The 17,446-nt window shown below is 66.9% G+C and carries 16 protein-coding genes; 14 read left to right on the top strand and 2 right to left on the bottom strand.

Annotation, left to right across the window (positions count from 1 at the left end; translation table 11 throughout):
* Positions 1-34: 34 nt before the first annotated feature.
* Positions 35-1,009 carry an NADPH:quinone oxidoreductase family protein gene (locus tag ACQ7JA_RS07335; RefSeq protein ID WP_430896071.1) on the bottom strand — a complete coding sequence of 325 codons (975 nt, stop codon included), beginning with the start codon at positions 1,007-1,009 and terminating at the stop codon, positions 35-37.
* A gap of 169 nt (positions 1,010-1,178) precedes the next feature.
* Here ACQ7JA_RS07335 and ACQ7JA_RS07330 point away from each other — a divergent pair, with 169 nt between their 5' ends.
* The 7 genes from ACQ7JA_RS07330 to rlmD all read left to right on the top strand — a co-directional run bounded on the left by ACQ7JA_RS07330 (position 1,179) and on the right by rlmD (position 9,347).
* Positions 1,179-1,787, top strand: a complete 609-nt coding sequence (locus ACQ7JA_RS07330; protein ID WP_430896069.1) for a toll/interleukin-1 receptor domain-containing protein — start codon at positions 1,179-1,181, stop codon at positions 1,785-1,787.
* A gap of 8 nt (positions 1,788-1,795) precedes the next feature.
* Complete coding sequence (locus tag ACQ7JA_RS07325; protein ID WP_430896067.1) at positions 1,796-3,988, top strand: tetratricopeptide repeat protein; 2,193 nt, start codon at positions 1,796-1,798, stop codon at positions 3,986-3,988.
* A 115-nt stretch (positions 3,989-4,103) separates the two neighbouring features.
* Complete coding sequence (gene surE, locus ACQ7JA_RS07320; protein WP_430896065.1) at positions 4,104-4,838, top strand: 5'/3'-nucleotidase SurE; 735 nt, start codon at positions 4,104-4,106, stop codon at positions 4,836-4,838.
* Complete coding sequence (locus ACQ7JA_RS07315; RefSeq protein ID WP_430896063.1) at positions 4,835-5,707, top strand: protein-L-isoaspartate(D-aspartate) O-methyltransferase; 873 nt, start codon at positions 4,835-4,837, stop codon at positions 5,705-5,707. The genes surE and ACQ7JA_RS07315 overlap by 4 nt, the downstream gene beginning before the upstream one ends.
* A gap of 222 nt (positions 5,708-5,929) precedes the next feature.
* Complete coding sequence (locus ACQ7JA_RS07310; RefSeq protein WP_430896061.1) at positions 5,930-6,841, top strand: peptidoglycan DD-metalloendopeptidase family protein; 912 nt, start codon at positions 5,930-5,932, stop codon at positions 6,839-6,841.
* Between the two features lie 6 nt (positions 6,842-6,847).
* Entirely contained in the window at positions 6,848-7,846 is a 999-nt protein-coding gene (rpoS, locus tag ACQ7JA_RS07305; RefSeq protein WP_430896059.1) for an RNA polymerase sigma factor RpoS, read from the top strand.
* Positions 7,847-7,958: 112 nt separating this feature from the next.
* Positions 7,959-9,347: a 23S rRNA (uracil(1939)-C(5))-methyltransferase RlmD gene (gene rlmD / locus ACQ7JA_RS07300; RefSeq protein ID WP_430896057.1), complete on the top strand. Its 1,389-nt coding sequence runs from the start codon at positions 7,959-7,961 to the stop codon at positions 9,345-9,347.
* A 152-nt stretch (positions 9,348-9,499) separates the two neighbouring features.
* Here rlmD and ACQ7JA_RS07295 read toward each other — a convergent pair whose 3' ends face one another.
* On the bottom strand, positions 9,500-10,198 hold the full coding sequence (locus ACQ7JA_RS07295; RefSeq protein WP_430896055.1) for a Bax inhibitor-1/YccA family protein: 699 nt from the start codon (positions 10,196-10,198) through the stop codon (positions 9,500-9,502).
* A gap of 231 nt (positions 10,199-10,429) precedes the next feature.
* Between ACQ7JA_RS07295 and ndk the strand changes: the two genes are divergently transcribed.
* From ndk to ACQ7JA_RS07260, 7 genes are all read left to right on the top strand, one after another.
* Positions 10,430-10,843, top strand: a complete 414-nt coding sequence (gene ndk, locus ACQ7JA_RS07290; protein ID WP_430896053.1) for a nucleoside-diphosphate kinase — start codon at positions 10,430-10,432, stop codon at positions 10,841-10,843.
* 84 nt (positions 10,844-10,927) lie between these two features.
* The gene (rlmN, locus tag ACQ7JA_RS07285; protein WP_430896051.1) at positions 10,928-12,097 is read left to right on the top strand and encodes a 23S rRNA (adenine(2503)-C(2))-methyltransferase RlmN; all 1,170 of its coding nucleotides are present in this window, start codon (positions 10,928-10,930) and stop codon (positions 12,095-12,097) included.
* Positions 12,097-12,897 (top strand): type IV pilus biogenesis/stability protein PilW, encoded by an 801-nt coding sequence (pilW, locus tag ACQ7JA_RS07280; protein ID WP_430896049.1) that lies wholly within the window; start codon positions 12,097-12,099, stop codon positions 12,895-12,897. Before rlmN ends, pilW begins: the two co-directional genes overlap by 1 nt.
* Positions 12,898-12,907: 10 nt before the next feature.
* Positions 12,908-13,915 carry a RodZ domain-containing protein gene (locus ACQ7JA_RS07275; protein WP_430896047.1) on the top strand — a complete coding sequence of 336 codons (1,008 nt, stop codon included), beginning with the start codon at positions 12,908-12,910 and terminating at the stop codon, positions 13,913-13,915.
* Between the two features lie 15 nt (positions 13,916-13,930).
* Positions 13,931-15,223 carry a flavodoxin-dependent (E)-4-hydroxy-3-methylbut-2-enyl-diphosphate synthase gene (gene ispG / locus ACQ7JA_RS07270; RefSeq protein WP_430896045.1) on the top strand — a complete coding sequence of 431 codons (1,293 nt, stop codon included), beginning with the start codon at positions 13,931-13,933 and terminating at the stop codon, positions 15,221-15,223.
* A gap of 105 nt (positions 15,224-15,328) precedes the next feature.
* Positions 15,329-16,705 carry a histidine--tRNA ligase gene (gene hisS / locus ACQ7JA_RS07265; protein ID WP_430896118.1) on the top strand — a complete coding sequence of 459 codons (1,377 nt, stop codon included), beginning with the start codon at positions 15,329-15,331 and terminating at the stop codon, positions 16,703-16,705.
* Between the two features lie 48 nt (positions 16,706-16,753).
* Positions 16,754-17,431, top strand: coding sequence for a YfgM family protein (locus ACQ7JA_RS07260; RefSeq protein ID WP_430896043.1), 678 nt, complete (start codon positions 16,754-16,756; stop codon positions 17,429-17,431).
* Positions 17,432-17,446: the final 15 nt, after the last annotated feature.

The raw sequence follows: 17,446 nt of genomic DNA, 5'->3' as shown, positions 1-17,446 counted from the left end.
GTCCGTTGAACGCGTGGGCGGAGGACCGCCCACCCTACGGGGTGATGACGACCTTGCCGGTCACCTTGCGCGCCGCCATGTCGTTCAAGGCCTGCGCCGTATCTTCCAGCCGGTACTTCGCCGACACCAGCGGCTTGAGCTTCCCTTCCGCCATCCACCCCAGCATCTGCCGCATCGCCTGCAGGTTGGCCTGCGGTTCGCGCCGCACGAAGTCGCCCCAGAACACGCCGACCACCGAGGCGCCCTTCAGGAGCATCAGGTTCCACGGCAGCTTCGGGATCTCGCCCGCCGCGAAGCCCACCACGAGGTGCCGCCCGCGCCAGGCGATCGAGCGCAGCGCCGGTTCGCTGTACGGTCCGCCGACCGGATCGTAGATCACGTCCGGCCCGCGCCCGCCCGTCGCCGCCTTGAGCGCCTCGCGCAGGTCTTCCTTCTCGTAATTGATGGTCGCATCCGCCCCATGCGCGCGGCAGATCGCCAGCTTCTCTTCGCTGGACGCCGCCGCGATCACGCGCGCGCCCAGCGCCTTGCCGATCTCGATCGCCGCCAGTCCCACGCCGCCGGCCGCCCCCAGCACCAGCATGGTTTCGCCCGGCTGCAGTGCGGCGCGATCCACCACCGCGTGGTGCGAGGTGCCGTAGGTGAGGGTGATCGCGGCGGCGATGTCGAAGTCCATCCCGGGCGGCATCGGCATCAGGGCCTCGACGGGCGCCACCGCCTGCTCCGCGAACGCCCCGGTGCGCGTGAAACCGATCACCCCCTGGCCGGGCGCGAAGGCGGTCACGCCTTCGCCCACGGCGCGCACCGTGCCCGCGAATTCGTTGCCCGGCGTGAAGGGCAGTTCCGGGCGCACCTGGTACTTGCCCTGCACGGTCAGCACGTCCGGGAAATTCACGCCGGCCGCCTGCACGTCGACGACGACCTCGCCCGCGCCGGGCACGAGCTCCGGCAGGTCCTCGATGACGAGGCTGTCGATCGGACCCCAATCCTTGCATCGCACGGCTTTCATGTTCGCTCCTTCATAGTCTTGTTCATTAATCGGCGGAATTATGCCTGAAGACCATTCGACAGCAGCATGGCCGAGTCCGTCAGCCCGATTGTGCATCCGCAAAGTGGCCGGGGTCGGCAGCGCTAGAGTCGGGGGATACGCCTTTGGCACATTGGAATGGGGGCAGGCAATGGCGATCCGCTACGGGTGCTTTTTCAGCTACGCACACGGCAGGCACGAACTCATGCGTCGGTTCAAGAACGCCCTGGCCGACGCGCTGCGCTGCTATCTCAAACCTCACTTTGACAACGAAGACGAACTGTTTATCGACACCGAACAGCTGGGCGGCGGGGACGACCTCGACCGCAAGATCGCGCGCGCCATGTGCGAGAGCGTCTGCATGATCCTGATCTATACCCCGAAATACGAGGCGCATGCCTACACCCGCCGCGAGCACGCCGCCATGCGCCAGCTGGAGGCCGAGCGCGCCGCCTGGTATCCGCTGCCGAGCCACCTGATCATCCCGGTCATCATGACGCGCCACCCGGACTCGCTGCCGCCGCAAATTACAGAGAGCAGCTTCTACGTGGACTTTTCCCATTTCACGATGGCGACCGGCGACCTCAAGTCCAACCCGGACTTCCTGCCCGACATCGACAAGATAGTCCAGCGCATCGCCACGCACTACCACCATCAAAAAAAACATACGCCGCCAGGCCATGACTGCAACCAATTCGTGCTGCCCGATGTCCCACCCGAATGGCGTGCGGTACCGAGCCTGACGTTTCCAAAAAAATGAGGAGTCTCATGGACAAGAACAGCGACACGTTTCCATCCCTGGACAGCCCCGGTGCGGTGACCACCCTGTATGCCTACGAAGGCGGCCCGGCGCGCAATGGCCTGCTCGCCGCGATGGCGCTGCAGCTGGCTGCCGATCCCGCGCAGGGCCCGGTGCTGGTAATCGACTGGGACCTCGAATCGCCCGCGCTGCACCAGTACCTGGGCGCGCCGGTCCACGATGCCGGAGGCGAAGCGGGCATCGAGCCCGAGCCGCCCGGCCTGGTCGAGTATTTCGGCGCCCTGCGCGACGCGCTCGCGCGCCGCCCCGCGCGCGCGGCCGGCGCCGGCCCGGCCGCGGAATCCCTGGCCGATTCCGTGCTCGACGCCGTCGACTGGCGCGCCCACCTCGCGCGCGCCGACGGCCGCCATCCGCTCTACCTGATGCGCGCCGGCCGCTTCGACGACGATTATGCCGAACGCGCCGCGCGCCTCGACTGGGTGGCCCTGTTCGACGCCTGCCCGGCCCTGCTGCGCCGCTTCGCCGCGCGCATGGGCCGCCACTTCCGCCACGTGCTGGTGGCCAGCCGCGCCGGCCGTTCGGCGGCGGTGAGCGCCTGCACCACCTTGCTGGCCGACCGCCTGGTCGGCCTGTTCACGCCGGCCCCCGGCAGCCTGGAGGGGCTGGAGGGCGTGGTCCGGCGCGCCATCGACTACCGCTGCACCCACGAGGACGAGCAGCGCCCCTTGCTGGTCTACCCGGTCGCCTGTCCGGCCTTCGGCGCCGGCAGCGACCCGGGCCAGCGCTGGCGGCGCGGCGATCCGGCGCTGGGCATGGCCGGCTACCAGCCGCGCCTGGAGACCCTGCTGCGCGAAGCGTACGGCAACTCGCGGCTGCGCCTGGGCAGCTGGTTCGACGAGGTGCAGCTGCCCGCCTGCGACGCCGTCGCCGTCAGGCGCGCCGGCGCCGGCTACCCCGCGTTGGCGCGCCCGGCCGCCAGCCTGCTGTGCTGGCTCGCGCAGGGCTGCCATCCCTGGCAGCCGCTGCCCGAGGTGCGCCTGCGCATGGCGATCGCGCGGGCGGGCCGGGAGGGCGGCGCCAGCCTCGCGCTGGCGGCCTGCTTCGCACGGCTCGGCGTCGTGTGCCAGGAAGAAGGGCGCGAGGGCGAAGCCGAGGCGCTGCTGCGCGACAGCCTGGCCATGCGTCACGATGCGCTGGGCGAGGATCACCCCGACGTGCGCGCCGGCCTGGCCGCGCTGGCCAGCCTGCACGCCGCCGGCGGCCGCCTGCACGAGGCGCGCCGCGAATTCGAAGCGCTGGCGCAAAGCTGCGCGCGCAGCCTGGGCGCGGAAGACCCCGAGACCCTGGGGGCGCGTTCGCGCCTGGCCTGCGTGCTCGGCCGGCTGGGCGAAGGGGAGAGGGCGCTGGCGCTGCACGAACAGGTCGTGGCCGGCTGCGAGCGCCAGTTCGGCGACCTGCATGCGGCCACCCTCGGCAGCCTCGAAGACCTGGCCCTCACCTTGAGCGAGCAGCACGAGAACGAAAGGGCGCGCCTGCTGTTCGAACGGGTGCTGGACGGCCGGCGCCGCCTGCAGGGCGGCGAGCACGAAGACACGCTGCTGTGCGGCCAGCGCCTGGCCCGCCTGCTCGGCGAGATGGGTGACCTCGGCAACGCGCGCCGCCTGCTCGAATCGGTGCTGCGCGCCCGCGAACGCCAGGACGGGCTGGACGCCGCGGCGACGCTGCAGGTGCGCGCGGCCCTGGCCGACGTGTACGCCGCCCAGGGCGATGTGGCGGCGGTGCGGCGCATCCAGGAGCAATTGCCCTGGGCGCGAGAGGGAATGGCCGTGCTGCGCCAGGGGACAACACCCGCGGGCAGCGAGCCTGGGCAGCCGGACGGCCCGGACGGCGGCATGGCGCCGCCGGGGGCGGACTGCCACCCCGCATCGAGCAGCCTCCAGCACCAGCTCGCCCAGCTGCAAAGCCTGATCGACAGCGACAGCCCGCGCGAGGCGCGCGCCCTGGCCGACAGCCTGCGTCCCTCGGTCCTGAATTCCAGTGTGGCACATCCGCTACGCAAGCGCGGGGCCGAGATGATCAAGCGCGTCTACCAGCAGGATGGTGACAAGGATGCATTGCTGTCCTGGGCCGAGGACGTGGTCGCCTCACTGGAGGGCGCCCTGTTCCAGGCCGAGCGCGCGGGCTCGTCCATGTTGCGATAGTGGTAATGGCAATCAGCCCGGCAGGCCGACCGGCGGTGACAAAAAATCGCCGTCGGGAAACAAAAAACGCGCCACAGGCGAACGAAGCGGGCGTTGCTTCAGGTAAAATCGCAGGATGCGAATTCTTATCAGTAACGACGACGGCTACCTGGCGCCTGGTCTCAGCGCGCTGGCTGATGCGCTGTCCGCGATCGCGGACATCGTGGTGGTCGCACCCGACAGCAACCGCTCGGGTGCGTCGAATTCGTTGACGCTGGACCGGCCGCTGACGGTCCAGAAAGCGGCGAACGGTTTTCATTTTGTTAACGGCACGCCGACCGACTGCGTCCACATCGCCCTGACCGCGATGGGCGACGCGCCGCCCGACCTCGTGGTCTCCGGCATCAACAATGGCCAGAACATGGGTGACGACACCCTGTATTCCGGCACCGTTGCCGCCGCCACCGAGGCCTACCTGTTCGGCATCCCGGCGATCGCCTTTTCGCAGGTGAACGCCGGCTGGGCCCACGTCGACGCCGCGGCCAAGGTGGCGCGCGAGATCGTCGAGCGCCGCTTCGACAAGCTCGAGCTGCCTTTCCTGTTCAATGTGAACATCCCGAACCTGCCGTATGAAGAGATCGGCCCGCTGACGCCTTCGCGCCTGGGACGCCGCCACCAGGCCGAGCCGGTGGTGCGTTCGACGGACCCGCGCGGCCGCGAGATCTTCTGGATCGGCGCGCCCGGCGCCTGCCGCGATGCGGGCGAGGGCACCGACTTCCACACGACCGCCCAGGGCAAGGTGTCGATCACGCCGCTGCAGATCGACCTGACCCACAAGGCCCAGCTGGAACTGCTGCGAGGGCTGGTATGAACGACAAGCGCAGCACCTTCCCGCTGCCGCTGTCCTCGGTGACCGGCGGCGATGCCCGCAAGCCGCGCGTGCCCGCGCCGGTGGCCACGCCCCAGACCGCGACCCGCAACGCCGCGCACACGGCCGTGAACAAGGGCGCGTCCCTGCCGCCGGCCGCACCCGGCCCCGCGCCGCGTCCGCCCGGCTATGCCCAGGCACACACGCCATCCGCCCCGGTGGCCCAGCGCTCCGACCTGCTGGCCTCGGAAGCGGTGCGCCGCGCCATGGTGGGCCGGGTCGCGCGCCAGGGCGTCAAGGACGGCGTCGTGCTGGCCGCGATGGAGGCGGTGCCGCGCCACCTGTTCATCGAGCCGGCGCTGTCGGCCCAGGCCTATATCGACGCCTCGCTGCCGATCGGGCACAACCAGACGATTTCGCAGCCCTATATCGTGGCGCGCATGATCGAAGCCATGCGGGCAGGCGGGCAGCTGGGTCGGGTGCTGGAGATCGGCACCGGCTGCGGCTATCAGGCCGCGGTGCTGTCCTTTGTCGCGCGCGAGGTGTATTCGATCGAGCGCATCAAGCCGCTGCACGAGCTGGCCAAGACCAATCTGCGGCCGATGCGGATCTCGAACCTGCGTTTGCAATACGGCGATGGTATGCTAGGCTTGCCGCAGGTTGCGCCCTTTGACGGCATCATCCTCGCGGCCGCGGGCCTCGAAGTGCCGCGCGCCCTGCTCGAACAACTGGCCATCGGCGCCCACCTGGTTGCACCGGTAGGCGCCCAGGTCCAGCACCTTGAACGCATCACCCGCATCGGCAAAAGCGAATGGACCAGCGAGACGCTGGAAGCGTGCCATTTCGTGCCGCTGCGCCCGGGCACCGTCTAGGCGTTGCCCCTTGCGACCCTATCCCTTGTGGGGCAGGGTCATTACAGCCGTGTCATCGCCGCACCCATGAGCGGCGTTGTAGAGTCTGGCACTCTGTCGCGGTCCCGGCCTTTGGCCCGGACTCCTCCGGCCGGCATGACCCGCAGCGCGTGGTCCGCCGGCGGCCTGTGCGCTCCCTTGGGATGTCGCGGCCAACGAATTGAAACAGAAAACAGAAAGACAATGAACCAAGCACCCCGATTAGCACTGCTCACCCTTGCCCTCGGCCTGCTGGCCGGCTGTAACTCCCTCACGCGCCAGGCGCCTGTCGTCGAGCGCACCGCGGCCCCGGCGGCCACCCATCCGCGCCCGGCGCCGGCCAAGGCCGAGGAACCGAAGCAGGACGAGAAGGGCATGTACACCGTGCGCCGCGGCGACACGCTGCTGCGGATCGCGCTGGACTTCGGCCAGAACTACCGCGACCTCGTCGCCTGGAACAACCTGTCCGACCCGGACGACATCAAGGTCGGCCAGGCCCTGCGCGTGGCGCCGCCGGAGAAGGGCGAGCGCAGCGCCAACATGCAGACCCAGCCGGTCCCGATGCCGCCGCCGGCCGCGCCGCCGCGCAAGACCGCGCCGCGCGCCGACAAGCAGCCCTACAGCGAAGGCACGGTCGCCGGCGCGCCGCGCGAATCGGGCGCCCGCGCCGATGCCGTCGCGCCCGCAGCCGCTCCGGCGCCGGCAGGCGGCATCGCCACCGGCAGCATCGTCAGCGCCAACGACGACGACAAGCTGAGCTGGATGTGGCCGGCCGACGGCCGCATCGTCGCCACCTTCGACGAAGGCCGCAACAAGGGCATCGACATCGCCGGCAAACCCGGCCAGGCCGTGATGGCCGCCGGCGCGGGCAAGGTGATGTACGCTGGCAGCGGTATCCGTGGCTATGGTAACCTTGTTATCGTCAAGCACAGCAACAGCCTGCTGTCGGCTTACGCGCACAACCGCAAGATCGTCGTCAAGGAAGGCGACAACGTGGCCAAGGGCCAGGTGATCGCGGAAATGGGCGATTCGGACGCCGACTCGGTGAAGTTGCATTTCGAAATCCGCCAACAGGGCAAACCCGTCGACCCGTCGAGGTTCCTGCCCGGCCGATAGGGAGTTATGACGCAGCCGCCGCACTCGCTGGACCCGCAGGATACGGACGAGTTTCCGGACGAACCGGAGAGCGAGGGCGCGCTTGCGACCACGGATGGGGCGGAGGTCCTCCCGGCCGCCCACGAAGTCGATTCAAGCGACGAGCTGCGCAAGGTCCTGCAGGCCGAGCTCGCGACCGACACCACCCAGCACTACCTGAACCAGATCGGCACCCGGCCGCTTCTCACGGCAAGCGAGGAAGTCCAGGTCGCCACCCTGGCCAAGGCCGGCGACTTCGCCGCGCGCCAGAAGATGATCGAGCATAACCTGCGCCTGGTCGTCTCGATCGCCAAGCACTACATCAACCGCGGCGTCGTGCTGCTCGACCTGATCGAAGAGGGCAACATCGGCCTGATGCGCGCCATCGACAAGTTCGAGCCCGAGCGCGGCTTCCGCTTTTCTACCTACGCCACCTGGTGGATCCGCCAGAGCATCGAGCGCGCCATCATGAACCAGGCCCGCACCGTGCGCCTGCCGGTGCACATGGTGCGCGAGCTGAACGCCGTCCTGCGCGCCAAATACCACCTCGAAGCCCAGAAGCACGACGGCAAGGAAGCCGCCGCCGAGGACATCGCCAGCCTGGTCGGGCGTCCCGTGGAAGAGGTGCAGGACATCCTGGCCCTGTCGGAGCACGCGGCCTCGCTCGACGCCCCGCTCGACAACGACCCCCAATCGAGCCTGATGGACATGCTGCCCGACGAGGGCGAGATCATGCCGGACGTACTGGCCGAGCACCACGAGATGACGGTGCTGGTGCGCGACTGGCTGGCCCGGCTGCCGGACAAGCAGCGCGTGGTGGTTACCCGGCGCTTCGGGCTGGACAACGACGATCCGGCCACGCTCGAAACCCTGGCCGAGGAGATGGGCGTCACCCGCGAGCGGGTGCGGCAGATCCAGCAGGAGGCGCTGGTCAAGCTCAAGCGGGCGATGGCGGCGCGCGGCGTGGTGCGCGACTCCCTGCTGTAGCGCCTGTCCCGTTTCCTTGCTATCATGCCCGCCGGGCGTTTTCCGCCCATTTTTTATTTGCGAACTCCCCGCGCAGCCTGTCCTGCGCCCCTTTCCCTTTTCCTTCATCACCATGCAAGAAATTTTCATCGACATCAAGGCCCTGGATGCGGACGCGCGCGGCGTCGGCCACCTCGAGAACGAGGACGGCACGCCAGGTAAAGTGATCTTCGTCGAAGGCGCACTGCCGGGCGAGCGCGTCAGCTTCGAGACGCTGCGCAAGAAGAAGAACTGGGAATCGGGCCGCATGGTCACCCTGCAGCGCGCCTCCTCGATGCGCGTGGAGCCGAAATGCAAGCATTTCGGCTACTGCGGCGGCTGCTCGATGCAGCACCTCGAGCCCTCGGCCCAGGTGGCGATGAAGCAGCGCGTGCTGGAAGATAACCTCTGGCACCTCGGCAAGGTGAAGTCCGAGATGATCATGCGCCCGATGTACGGCCCGACCTGGGACTACCGCTTCCGCGCCCGCCTGTCGGTGCGCCACGTGGCCAAGAAGGGCGGGGTGCTGGTGGGCTTCCACGAGCGCGCCTCATCCTACGTCGCCGACATCACCTACTGCGAGATCCTGCCGGACCACGTGGCCCAGCTGATCGTGCCGCTGCGCGAGTTCGTCGGCAAGCTGTCGATCTACAACCAGATGCCGCAGATTGAAGTCGCCATCGGCGAAGAAGTCACCGTGCTGGTGCTGCGCATCATGGCGCCGCTCACCCCGGCGGACGAGGAACTGGCCAAGGCCTTCGCCGACCAGTGGAACATCCAGTGGTGGCTGCAGCCCAAGGGCCCGGACACCGCCTATCCCTACTACCCGCTGGGCAAGGAGCTCTACTACACGCTGCCGGAATTCGGTATCCGCATGCCCTTCAAGCCGACCGACTTCACCCAGGTGAACCACCAGATCAACCGCGTGCTGGTCTCCAAGGCCCTGCGCCTGCTCGAGGTGCAGCCGAACGACCGCGTGGCCGACCTGTTCTGCGGCCTCGGCAACTTCACGCTGCCGCTGGCGACCCAGGCGCGCGAAGTGGTGGGCATCGAAGGCAGCACGGCACTGACCACCCGCGCGCTCGACAACGCCCAGGCCAACGGCCTGGCCGCCAAGACCTCCTTCTCGACCCGCAACCTGTTCGAAGTGACGAAGGACGACCTGGTCGCCCTCGGCCGTTTCGATCGCATGCTGGTCGACCCGCCGCGCGACGGCGCCATGGCCCTCTCGCTGGCGCTGGCCGACCTGCGCGAGACCCACGAGGAACTGATGCCGCAGCGGATCGTCTACGTCTCCTGCAGCCCCTCGACCCTGGCGCGCGACGCCGGCATCCTGGTGCACAAGGCCGGCTATGTGCTGAAAAAGGCGGGCGTCTGCAATATGTTCCCGCATACCTCCCATGTGGAGTCGATCGCCGTGTTCGAGTTGGGCGAGAAGCCGGTCGCCGCTGCCGCCTACGAAGTCCCTGCCGAAACCGATTAACCTCAACCCCTGGGTGTCAGGTCTGACATTCGGACACGGACTCAACCGCAAATTCGGATGAGCTTGTGTCCGAATGTCAGACCTGACACCGGGTTTCGGGGCGTAAAAAAGCCGACCTCAAGGGTCGGCTTTTCAATTGCAGAAGGGTTCGCTTAGTCGCGGTCGCCGCCGGCAATGCCCAGCAGGTGCAGCAGGCTGGTGAAGATGTTGTACACGTCCAGGTAGATCGCCAGGGTCGCGGTGATGTAGTTGGTTTCGCCGCCGTTGACGATGCGCTGCACGTCATACAGGATGAAGGCGGAGAAGATACCGATCGCCAGCATCGAGATCACGATCGACAGCGCCGACATCTGCAGGAAGATGTTGGCCACGGCCGCCAGCAGGATCACGATCACGCCGGCCATCAGCCAGCTGCCCATGCCCGAGAAGTCGCGCTTGGTGGTGGTGGCGATGCTGGCCATCACCGCGAACACGCAGGCGGTGCCGCCGAAGGCGGTCATGATCAGGGTGCCGCCATTTGAATAGCCGAGGGTATGGCGCAGAAGCGGGGTCAGCATCAGGCCCATGAAGAAAGTGAAGCCCAGCAGCACGGCCACGCCCGCTGCGGAATGCTTGGTCTTCTCGATCGCGAACATGAAGCCGAAGGCGATGGCCAGGAAGACGATGAAGCCGAGGCCGCCGGTCAGCATCGGCAGGGCGAAGCTCACGCCGATGTAGGCGCCCAGCACGGTCGGGATCATCGACAGCGCCAGCAGCCAGTAGGTGTTGCGCAGGACGTTGTTGCGTGCGACCTGGCCCCGGCCAGCCTTGGTCAGGTCGATGGTGCTGCGTGGTTGCGAATTAGGGAACATGGTGCCTCCGGTTAGTGGATGAGCGTCACTGACAAAATAGGACCGCAAACTTAGTTGCCGCTTAAATCAGACCCCATTCAGGACGAATTCTCGCCGCAACTCTAGCACTTTCCTTGCCAGTGCCGCAATATCGGCTATATGAGGGATGTATGGTAAAATTAAAGGTTGATTGAGTTCCTAAAATTTTGTTCAGTTCTTGATCCAAACCTTTCTTTTTATTGGAGTTTTTATATGGCAATCGAACGCACCCTGTCGATCATCAAACCAGATGCAGTTGCAAAAAACGTGATCGGCCAAATCTACACCCGCTTCGAAAACGCTGGCCTGAAGATCGTTGCAGCGCGCATGACCCAGCTGACCCGCGAGCAGGCTGAAGGCTTCTACGCTGCGCACAAAGAGCGTGGCTTCTTCAACGACCTGGTCACCTTCATGGTGTCGGGCCCGGTCATGATCCAGACCCTGGAAGGCGAGAATGCCGTCCTGGCGCACCGCGACCTGATGGGCGCAACCGATCCGAAGAAGGCTGAAAAAGGCACCATCCGCGCCGATTTCGCCGATTCGATCGACGCCAACGCCGTCCACGGTTCGGACGCTGTCGAAGCTGCAAAAGTCGAAATCGCTTACTTCTTCCCAGAACTGAAGTAATCGGCTTCAAGCAATAAGAACCGCTCGCCCGATGCCCCGGGCCTGGCGAGCGGGGAATGCATCATTTTTTAGGTATTGAACATCATGACGACTCTCACCAACCTGCTGGACTTCGATCCCGCGCAACTCGTGGCTTACTGCGCCGAGCTGGGTGAGAAGCCGTTCCGCGCCAAGCAGCTGCAACGCTGGATCCACCAGTTCGGCGCGTCGAATTTCGACGAGATGACCGACCTGGCGAAATCGCTGCGCGAGAAACTCAAGACCCGCGCCGAGATCCGCGCGCCGGGCATCATCAGCGACCATACGTCAAACGACGGCACCCGCAAGTGGCTGGTCGACGTCGGCAACGGCAACGCCGTGGAAACCGTGTTCATTCCGGAAGAAAACCGCGGCACACTGTGCATCTCGACCCAGGCCGGCTGCGCCGTCAACTGCCGCTTCTGCTCGACCGGCAAGCAGGGCTTCAACCGCAACCTCACCGTGGCCGAGATCATCGGCCAGCTGTGGATGGCCGAGTTCGAGCTGCGCCGCACCAAGGGCATCGAGCCGGGCCCGAAAGGCGAGCGCCAGATCACCAATGTGGTCATGATGGGCATGGGCGAGCCGCTGCTGAACTACGAACCGACCGTCACCGCCCTCAAGCTGATGCTGGACGATAACGCCTACGGCCTGTCGCGCCGCCGCGTGACCCTGTCGACCTCGGGCGTGGTGCCGAACATCGACAAGCTGGCTCAGGATGTGCCGGTGGCCCTGGCCGTGTCGCTGCACGCGTCGAACGACGCCCTGCGCGACATCCTGGTCCCGCTCAACAAGAAATACCCGCTGCGCGAGCTGATGGCCGCCTGCAAGCGCTACCTCGAATTCGCCCCGCGCGACTTCATCACCTTCGAATACTGCATGCTCGACGGCTTCAACGATTCCGACGAGCACGCGCGCGAGCTGATCGCGCTGGTGAACGACCCGGTGGTCGGCGTGAACTGCAAGTTCAACCTGATTCCCTTCAATCCCTTCCCGGAATCGGGCCTGACCCGCTCGAAGAACCCGCGCATCAAGGCCTTCGCGGAAGTGCTGATGAATGCCGGCATCGTGACCACCGTACGCAAGACGCGCGGCGACGACATCGACGCCGCCTGCGGCCAGCTGGCGGGGGAGGTCAAGGACCGTACCCGCGTGGCCGAGCGCATGGAGAAGATGGCCGAATACCAGAAGAAGTTCGGCGCCGACTTCGGGCGCATCGTGGAGATCCCCTCCTGATGGGCCGCCTCGCCGGCTGTGCAGCATTCCTCACCGCCCTGGCATTGCTGGGCGGATGCGCCAGTAATGGCGGGAGCGGCAGCGGCGAGCTGAGGACTGCGTCCGACCAGACGGCGATCGAAAAGCGCGCCGCGATCCGCCTGCAGCTGGCGGTCGGCTACTACCAGAACGCCCAGTACGAGACGGCGCTCGACGAGGTCAAGCAGGCGATCGCCATCGACCCCGACTACGCCGAGGCCTACGGCCTGCGCGCCCTGATCTATACCGGGATGGGCCAGCTGCCGCTGGCCGACGACAACTACCAGCACGCCCTGCGCCTGCAGCCGAACAACCCGGACCTGGCGAACAACTACGGCGCCTTCCTGTGCCAGTCGCTGAACAAGCCGGCGCAGGCCATGCCCTACTTCGAGCGGGCACTTGGCAACCGCAGCTACCAGACTCCGGTGAGCGCGCTGGTGAACGCCGGCGTGTGCGGCATCCGCAACCGGAATTTCGACGCCGCCGAGCGCTACCTGCTCGAGGCCCTGCGTTACAACCCCGACCTGCAGGCGAGCAACGCCGGCCTGGCGCGGATCTATTACGAGCGGCGCGCCTACCCGCGCGCCGGTTTTTTCATCAACCGCCTGATCGAGACAGCGAAACTCGACACGCTGTCGGCCGACACGCTATGGCTGGCGCTGCGCGTAAAGCGCAAGCTGGACGATCGAACCATTGATGCGAGCCTGGCAGCCCAGCTGCGGCGCCGCTTCCCCGGTTCGCCCGAGTATGCGGCTTTCGAGCGCGGCGCTTTTGACGAGTGAGACGAGGAACATGAACGAGCATGCAGACCAGCCGGCAACCCCGGGCAAGGACACGGGCATCCCCGGCAAGACCCTGCAATCCCAGCGCGAAGCGATGGGATGGAGCGTGGAGCAGGTGGCGGACCAGCTGAAGCTGGCGCCGCGCCAGGTGGTGGCGCTGGAAGCGGGCGACTACGCCTCGCTGCCGAGTCCGGCCGTGACGCGCGGCTTCGTGCGCGCCTATGCCAAGCTCCTGAAGATCGACGCCGCCCCGCTGGTGGCCATGATCGAGATGAACATGCCGGCCGAAGCGCAGGCGGGCGCCGGCAATGTGCGCCGCGAGCAGCGTCCGACCTCGTTCTCGGAAAGCCGCTTCCCGGTGGGCGGCAAGCGCGCCAAAGTGCCGGTCGGCCTGATCGCCGGCGTGGCGGTCGTGGTTGCCGCCGGCGCCGCGCTGTGGCATTTCGGCCTGATCCCGGGCAGCCGGCAGCCTGCCTCGCAAGGCACGACCGATGGCGCCGTGCTCGAGACCCCGGTGGTGACGCCGAACGGCGCCGCGCCGGCGCCGCATGACACGCTGCAGAGCCCGTCCGTGCCGCTGATCTCGGTGCCGGCGCCGGCCGGCGAGGCGACTCCCCCGGCTGCCCCCGGCACGACGACCGTCGCGCCTGCGACCCCGCCGGGCACCGCGCCCGCAACCGCTCCGGTCACCACGCCTGCCGCGACGCCGTCCGCCGCTGGCGCTGCGCCGGCAGCCGCGACGACCGCACCGGCCGCCGCAGCGCCCGCAAGCACCGGCGGCAACACGCTGGTGCTGAATGTGCGCGAGGATTCCTGGATCGGCGTGCGACCGGTCGGCGGCGGCAAGGCCCTGCTGTGGCGCGAGGTCAAGGCTGGTTCGACCGAGACCATCGATCTCGCCGGCCCGGTCACCCTGACCGTCGGCAATCCGGCCGGCGTGACGGCAACCCTGCGTGGCGCCGCTGTCGGTCTGCAGGAAACGCCGGGCAAGAAGTTCGCGCAAATCTCCCTGAAGTAAGCAATGGAACAGAACATGAACCAACCCTGCATCGGCGAGCCTGACGCGGCCCGGCCCATTCCGTCCGGTCCGCTGGCGCGCCGCGCCAGCCGCAAGGTCGCGGTCTCGCACGGCCAGCGTACGGTCTGGGTCGGCGGCGATGCGCCGGTCGTCGTCCAGTCGATGACCAACACCGATACGGCCGACGCGATCGGCACCGCGATCCAGGTCAAGGAACTGGCCCGCGCCGGCTCCGAGATCGTCCGCATCACCGTCGATACGCCGGCGGCGGCCGCCGCCGTGCCCGCCATCCGCGAGCAGCTCGACCGCATGGAGATCGACACCCCGCTGGTGGGCGACTTCCACTACAACGGCCACCTGCTGCTGCGCGACTATCCGGAATGCGCGCAGGCGCTGTCGAAATACCGCATCAACCCGGGCAATGTGGGGCAGGGCGCCAAGCGCGACACCCAGTTCGCCCAGATGATCGAGATCGCCGCGAAGTACGACAAGCCGGTGCGCATCGGCGTCAACTGGGGCTCGCTCGACCAGTCGCTGCTGGCCCGCATCATGGACGAGAACGCGTCGCGTGCGAATCCGTGGAGCGCCCAGGCCGTGATGTACGAAGCCCTGATCACCTCCGCGATCGAGAACGCCGTGCGCGCCGAAGAAGTCGGCCTGGCGCGCGACAAGATCATCCTGTCCTGCAAGGTCTCGGGCGTGCAGGACCTGATCGCGGTCTACCGCGAACTGGCGCGCCGCTGCGACTACCCGCTGCACCTGGGCCTGACCGAGGCCGGCATGGGCAGCAAGGGCATCGTCGCCTCGACCGCGGCGCTGTCGGTGCTGCTGCAGGAAGGCATCGGCGACACCATCCGCATCTCGCTGACCCCGGAACCGGGCGGCGACCGTTCGCGCGAAGTCGTGGTCGGCCAGGAGATCCTGCAGACCATGGGCCTGCGCAAGTTCACCCCGATGGTGATCGCCTGCCCGGGCTGCGGCCGCACGACCTCGACCGTGTTCCAGGAACTGGCGGACAACATCCAGACCTTCCTGCGCGAGCAGATGCCGGAGTGGAAGAAGACCTATCCGGGCGTGGAGGCGATGAACGTGGCCGTCATGGGCTGCATCGTCAACGGCCCGGGCGAATCGAAGCACGCGAACATCGGCATCAGCCTGCCGGGGACGGGCGAATCGCCGGCGGCGCCGGTCTTCGTCGACGGCCAGAAATTCGCCACCCTGCGCGGCGAGCGCATCGTGGAGGAGTTCAAGACCATCGTGCTGAATTACGTACAGAAGAATTACAGCCGCGAAGTGGCGGCGCAATAAAATACACCACGGTTTTCGTAGGGTGGGCGGTCCCCGCCCACGCGTTCAAACAGTGCATGCCTGATGTGAACGCGTGGGCGGAGGACCGCCCACCCTACAAGAAAGATTAAAGACATGTCCAAACCAGAAAAAATCGTCGCCGTCAAAGGCATGAATGACATCCTCCCGCAAGACGCACCGATGTGGGAGCTGTTCGAGAACACCGCCGAGACCATCCTGAAAAGCTACGGCTACCAGAAGATCGTCACCCCGATCGTCGAGGACACCTCCCTGTTCGCGCGCGCCATCGGCGCCGTCACCGACATCGTCGAGAAAGAGATGTATTCCTTCGAGGACTCGATGAACGGCGACCAGCTGACCCTGCGTCCGGAAGGCACCGCCGGCGCCGTGCGCGCCGTGATCGAGCACAACCTCGTCTACGACGGCCCCAAGCGCCTGTGGTACAAGGGCCCGATGTTCCGCCACGAGCGTCCGCAGCGCGGCCGCTACCGCCAGTTCTTCCAGTTCGGCGCCGAAGCCGTCGGCTTCTCGGGCCCGGACATCGACGCCGAGCTGATCATGCTGTGCCGCCGGCTGTGGGACGACCTGGGCCTGCAGAACGTGCGCCTGGAACTGAACTCCATCGGTAACGCCGACGAGCGCCTGCGCCACCGCGCCGACCTGATCGCCTATCTGGAAAAGCACGAGGACATCCTCGACGCGGAAGCCAAGCGCCGCCTGCACAGCAACCCGCTGCGCATCCTGGACACCAAGAACCCGGCCATGCAGGACATGGTCAACGGCGCGCCCAAGCTGCTCGACTACCTCGGCGAAGAATCGCTGGCGCACCTGAACGGCCTGAAGAACATCCTCGACCGCAACGCCGTGCAGTACACCATCAACCCGCGCCTGGTGCGCGGCCTGGACTACTACAACCGCACCGTGTTCGAGTGGGTCACCGACGAGCTGGGCTCGCAGGGCACCATCTGCGCGGGCGGCCGCTACGATCCGCTGATCGAGCAGTTCGGCGGCAAGCCGACCCCGGCGGTCGGCTTCGCGATGGGCATCGAGCGCATCGTCGAGCTGATGAAGGGCCTCGGCGAACCGCAGGCCCCGGCGCAGTGCGACGTCTACATGGTGCACCAGGGCGAAGCGGCCCAGCTGCAGGCCTTCATCATGGCCGAGCGCCTGCGGGATGCCGGCCTGGATGTTGTGTTACATTGCGCAACGCCGGCGGGCGCGGGCAGCTTCAAGAGTCAGATGAAGAAGGCCGACGGCAGCGGCGCGGCGTTTGCCGTCATCATCGGCGAAGACGAAATGGCGAAAGGCCAGGCGGCCGTCAAGTCGATGCGCGCAGTTGGAGGCCAAGCGGGCGAGCAGCAGCAGACCAGCGTCGCCTTCGAGGAGCTCGTGGACCACGTCGTCGACCAGATCATCGGCGGCGGCGAGCACGACTGCGACGACGAGAACTGCGCGGAACACGGCCACCACCACCGTCCATAAGCAGCACCCCCAACCGATCCACCCACAACCAGAACAACAGAGCAGAACATGGCATACGATCTCGAAGAACAGGAACAGATAGCGACTTTCAAGGCCTTTTGGAACCGCTTCGGCAACCTCATCATGTGGGTGCTGATCATCGCGCTGGGTTCCTACGCCGGCTACAACTACTGGAATTCGCACAAGCGCACCCAGGCCGTCGAGGCCTCGGCGCTGTACGACGAGCTGCAGAATGCCGTGACCGCCAACGACAACGCCAAGGCCCAGCGCATTGCCGGCGACATCCAGAAGAAGTACGAAGGCACCGCCTACGCGCCGATGGCCGCCCTGGGCGCCGCCAAGACCGCGTTCGAAGCGAACGACCTGAAGACCGCCAAGGCCCAGCTGCAGTGGGCGATCGACAAGGGCAACGACGAGTACAAGGCCATCGCGAAGCTGCGCCTGGCCGGCGTCCTGCTGGACGAGAAGTCCTATGACGCGGCACTGAAGCTGCTGAACGAGCAGTATCCGGCGACCTTCTCGGCCGAAGTGTCGGACCGCAAGGGCGACGTGCTGGTGGCGCAAAATAAACTGGCCGAAGCACGCCAGGCCTATACCGCCGCCTACGCCGCGATGGCGAAGGAAAACCCGGGCCGCCAGCTGGTCCAGGTCAAGCTCGAAGCCATCGGCGGCACCGTGCCGGCGGACAAGGATGCGAAAGCCGGCGAGACGAAAGCGGCCGCGTAATACCCCAGATTGAAA

Source organism: Massilia sp. BKSP1R2A-1 (genome assembly GCF_050586525.1).
GTDB lineage: Bacteria > Pseudomonadota > Gammaproteobacteria > Burkholderiales > Burkholderiaceae_D > Telluria.
This window is presented reverse-complemented; position numbering and strand designations above follow the sequence as displayed.

Coding starts and splice junctions, on each gene's coding strand:
- ACQ7JA_RS07335 (WP_430896071.1), bottom strand. CDS start 1,009: ATGAAAGCCGTGCGATGCAAGGATTGGGGTCCGATCGACAGCCTCGTC.
- ACQ7JA_RS07330 (WP_430896069.1), top strand. CDS start 1,179: ATGGCGATCCGCTACGGGTGCTTTTTCAGCTACGCACACGGCAGGCAC.
- ACQ7JA_RS07325 (WP_430896067.1), top strand. CDS start 1,796: ATGGACAAGAACAGCGACACGTTTCCATCCCTGGACAGCCCCGGTGCG.
- surE (WP_430896065.1), top strand. CDS start 4,104: ATGCGAATTCTTATCAGTAACGACGACGGCTACCTGGCGCCTGGTCTC.
- ACQ7JA_RS07315 (WP_430896063.1), top strand. CDS start 4,835: ATGAACGACAAGCGCAGCACCTTCCCGCTGCCGCTGTCCTCGGTGACC.
- ACQ7JA_RS07310 (WP_430896061.1), top strand. CDS start 5,930: ATGAACCAAGCACCCCGATTAGCACTGCTCACCCTTGCCCTCGGCCTG.
- rpoS (WP_430896059.1), top strand. CDS start 6,848: ATGACGCAGCCGCCGCACTCGCTGGACCCGCAGGATACGGACGAGTTT.
- rlmD (WP_430896057.1), top strand. CDS start 7,959: ATGCAAGAAATTTTCATCGACATCAAGGCCCTGGATGCGGACGCGCGC.
- ACQ7JA_RS07295 (WP_430896055.1), bottom strand. CDS start 10,198: ATGTTCCCTAATTCGCAACCACGCAGCACCATCGACCTGACCAAGGCT.
- ndk (WP_430896053.1), top strand. CDS start 10,430: ATGGCAATCGAACGCACCCTGTCGATCATCAAACCAGATGCAGTTGCA.
- rlmN (WP_430896051.1), top strand. CDS start 10,928: ATGACGACTCTCACCAACCTGCTGGACTTCGATCCCGCGCAACTCGTG.
- pilW (WP_430896049.1), top strand. CDS start 12,097: ATGGGCCGCCTCGCCGGCTGTGCAGCATTCCTCACCGCCCTGGCATTG.
- ACQ7JA_RS07275 (WP_430896047.1), top strand. CDS start 12,908: ATGAACGAGCATGCAGACCAGCCGGCAACCCCGGGCAAGGACACGGGC.
- ispG (WP_430896045.1), top strand. CDS start 13,931: ATGAACCAACCCTGCATCGGCGAGCCTGACGCGGCCCGGCCCATTCCG.
- ACQ7JA_RS07260 (WP_430896043.1), top strand. CDS start 16,754: ATGGCATACGATCTCGAAGAACAGGAACAGATAGCGACTTTCAAGGCC.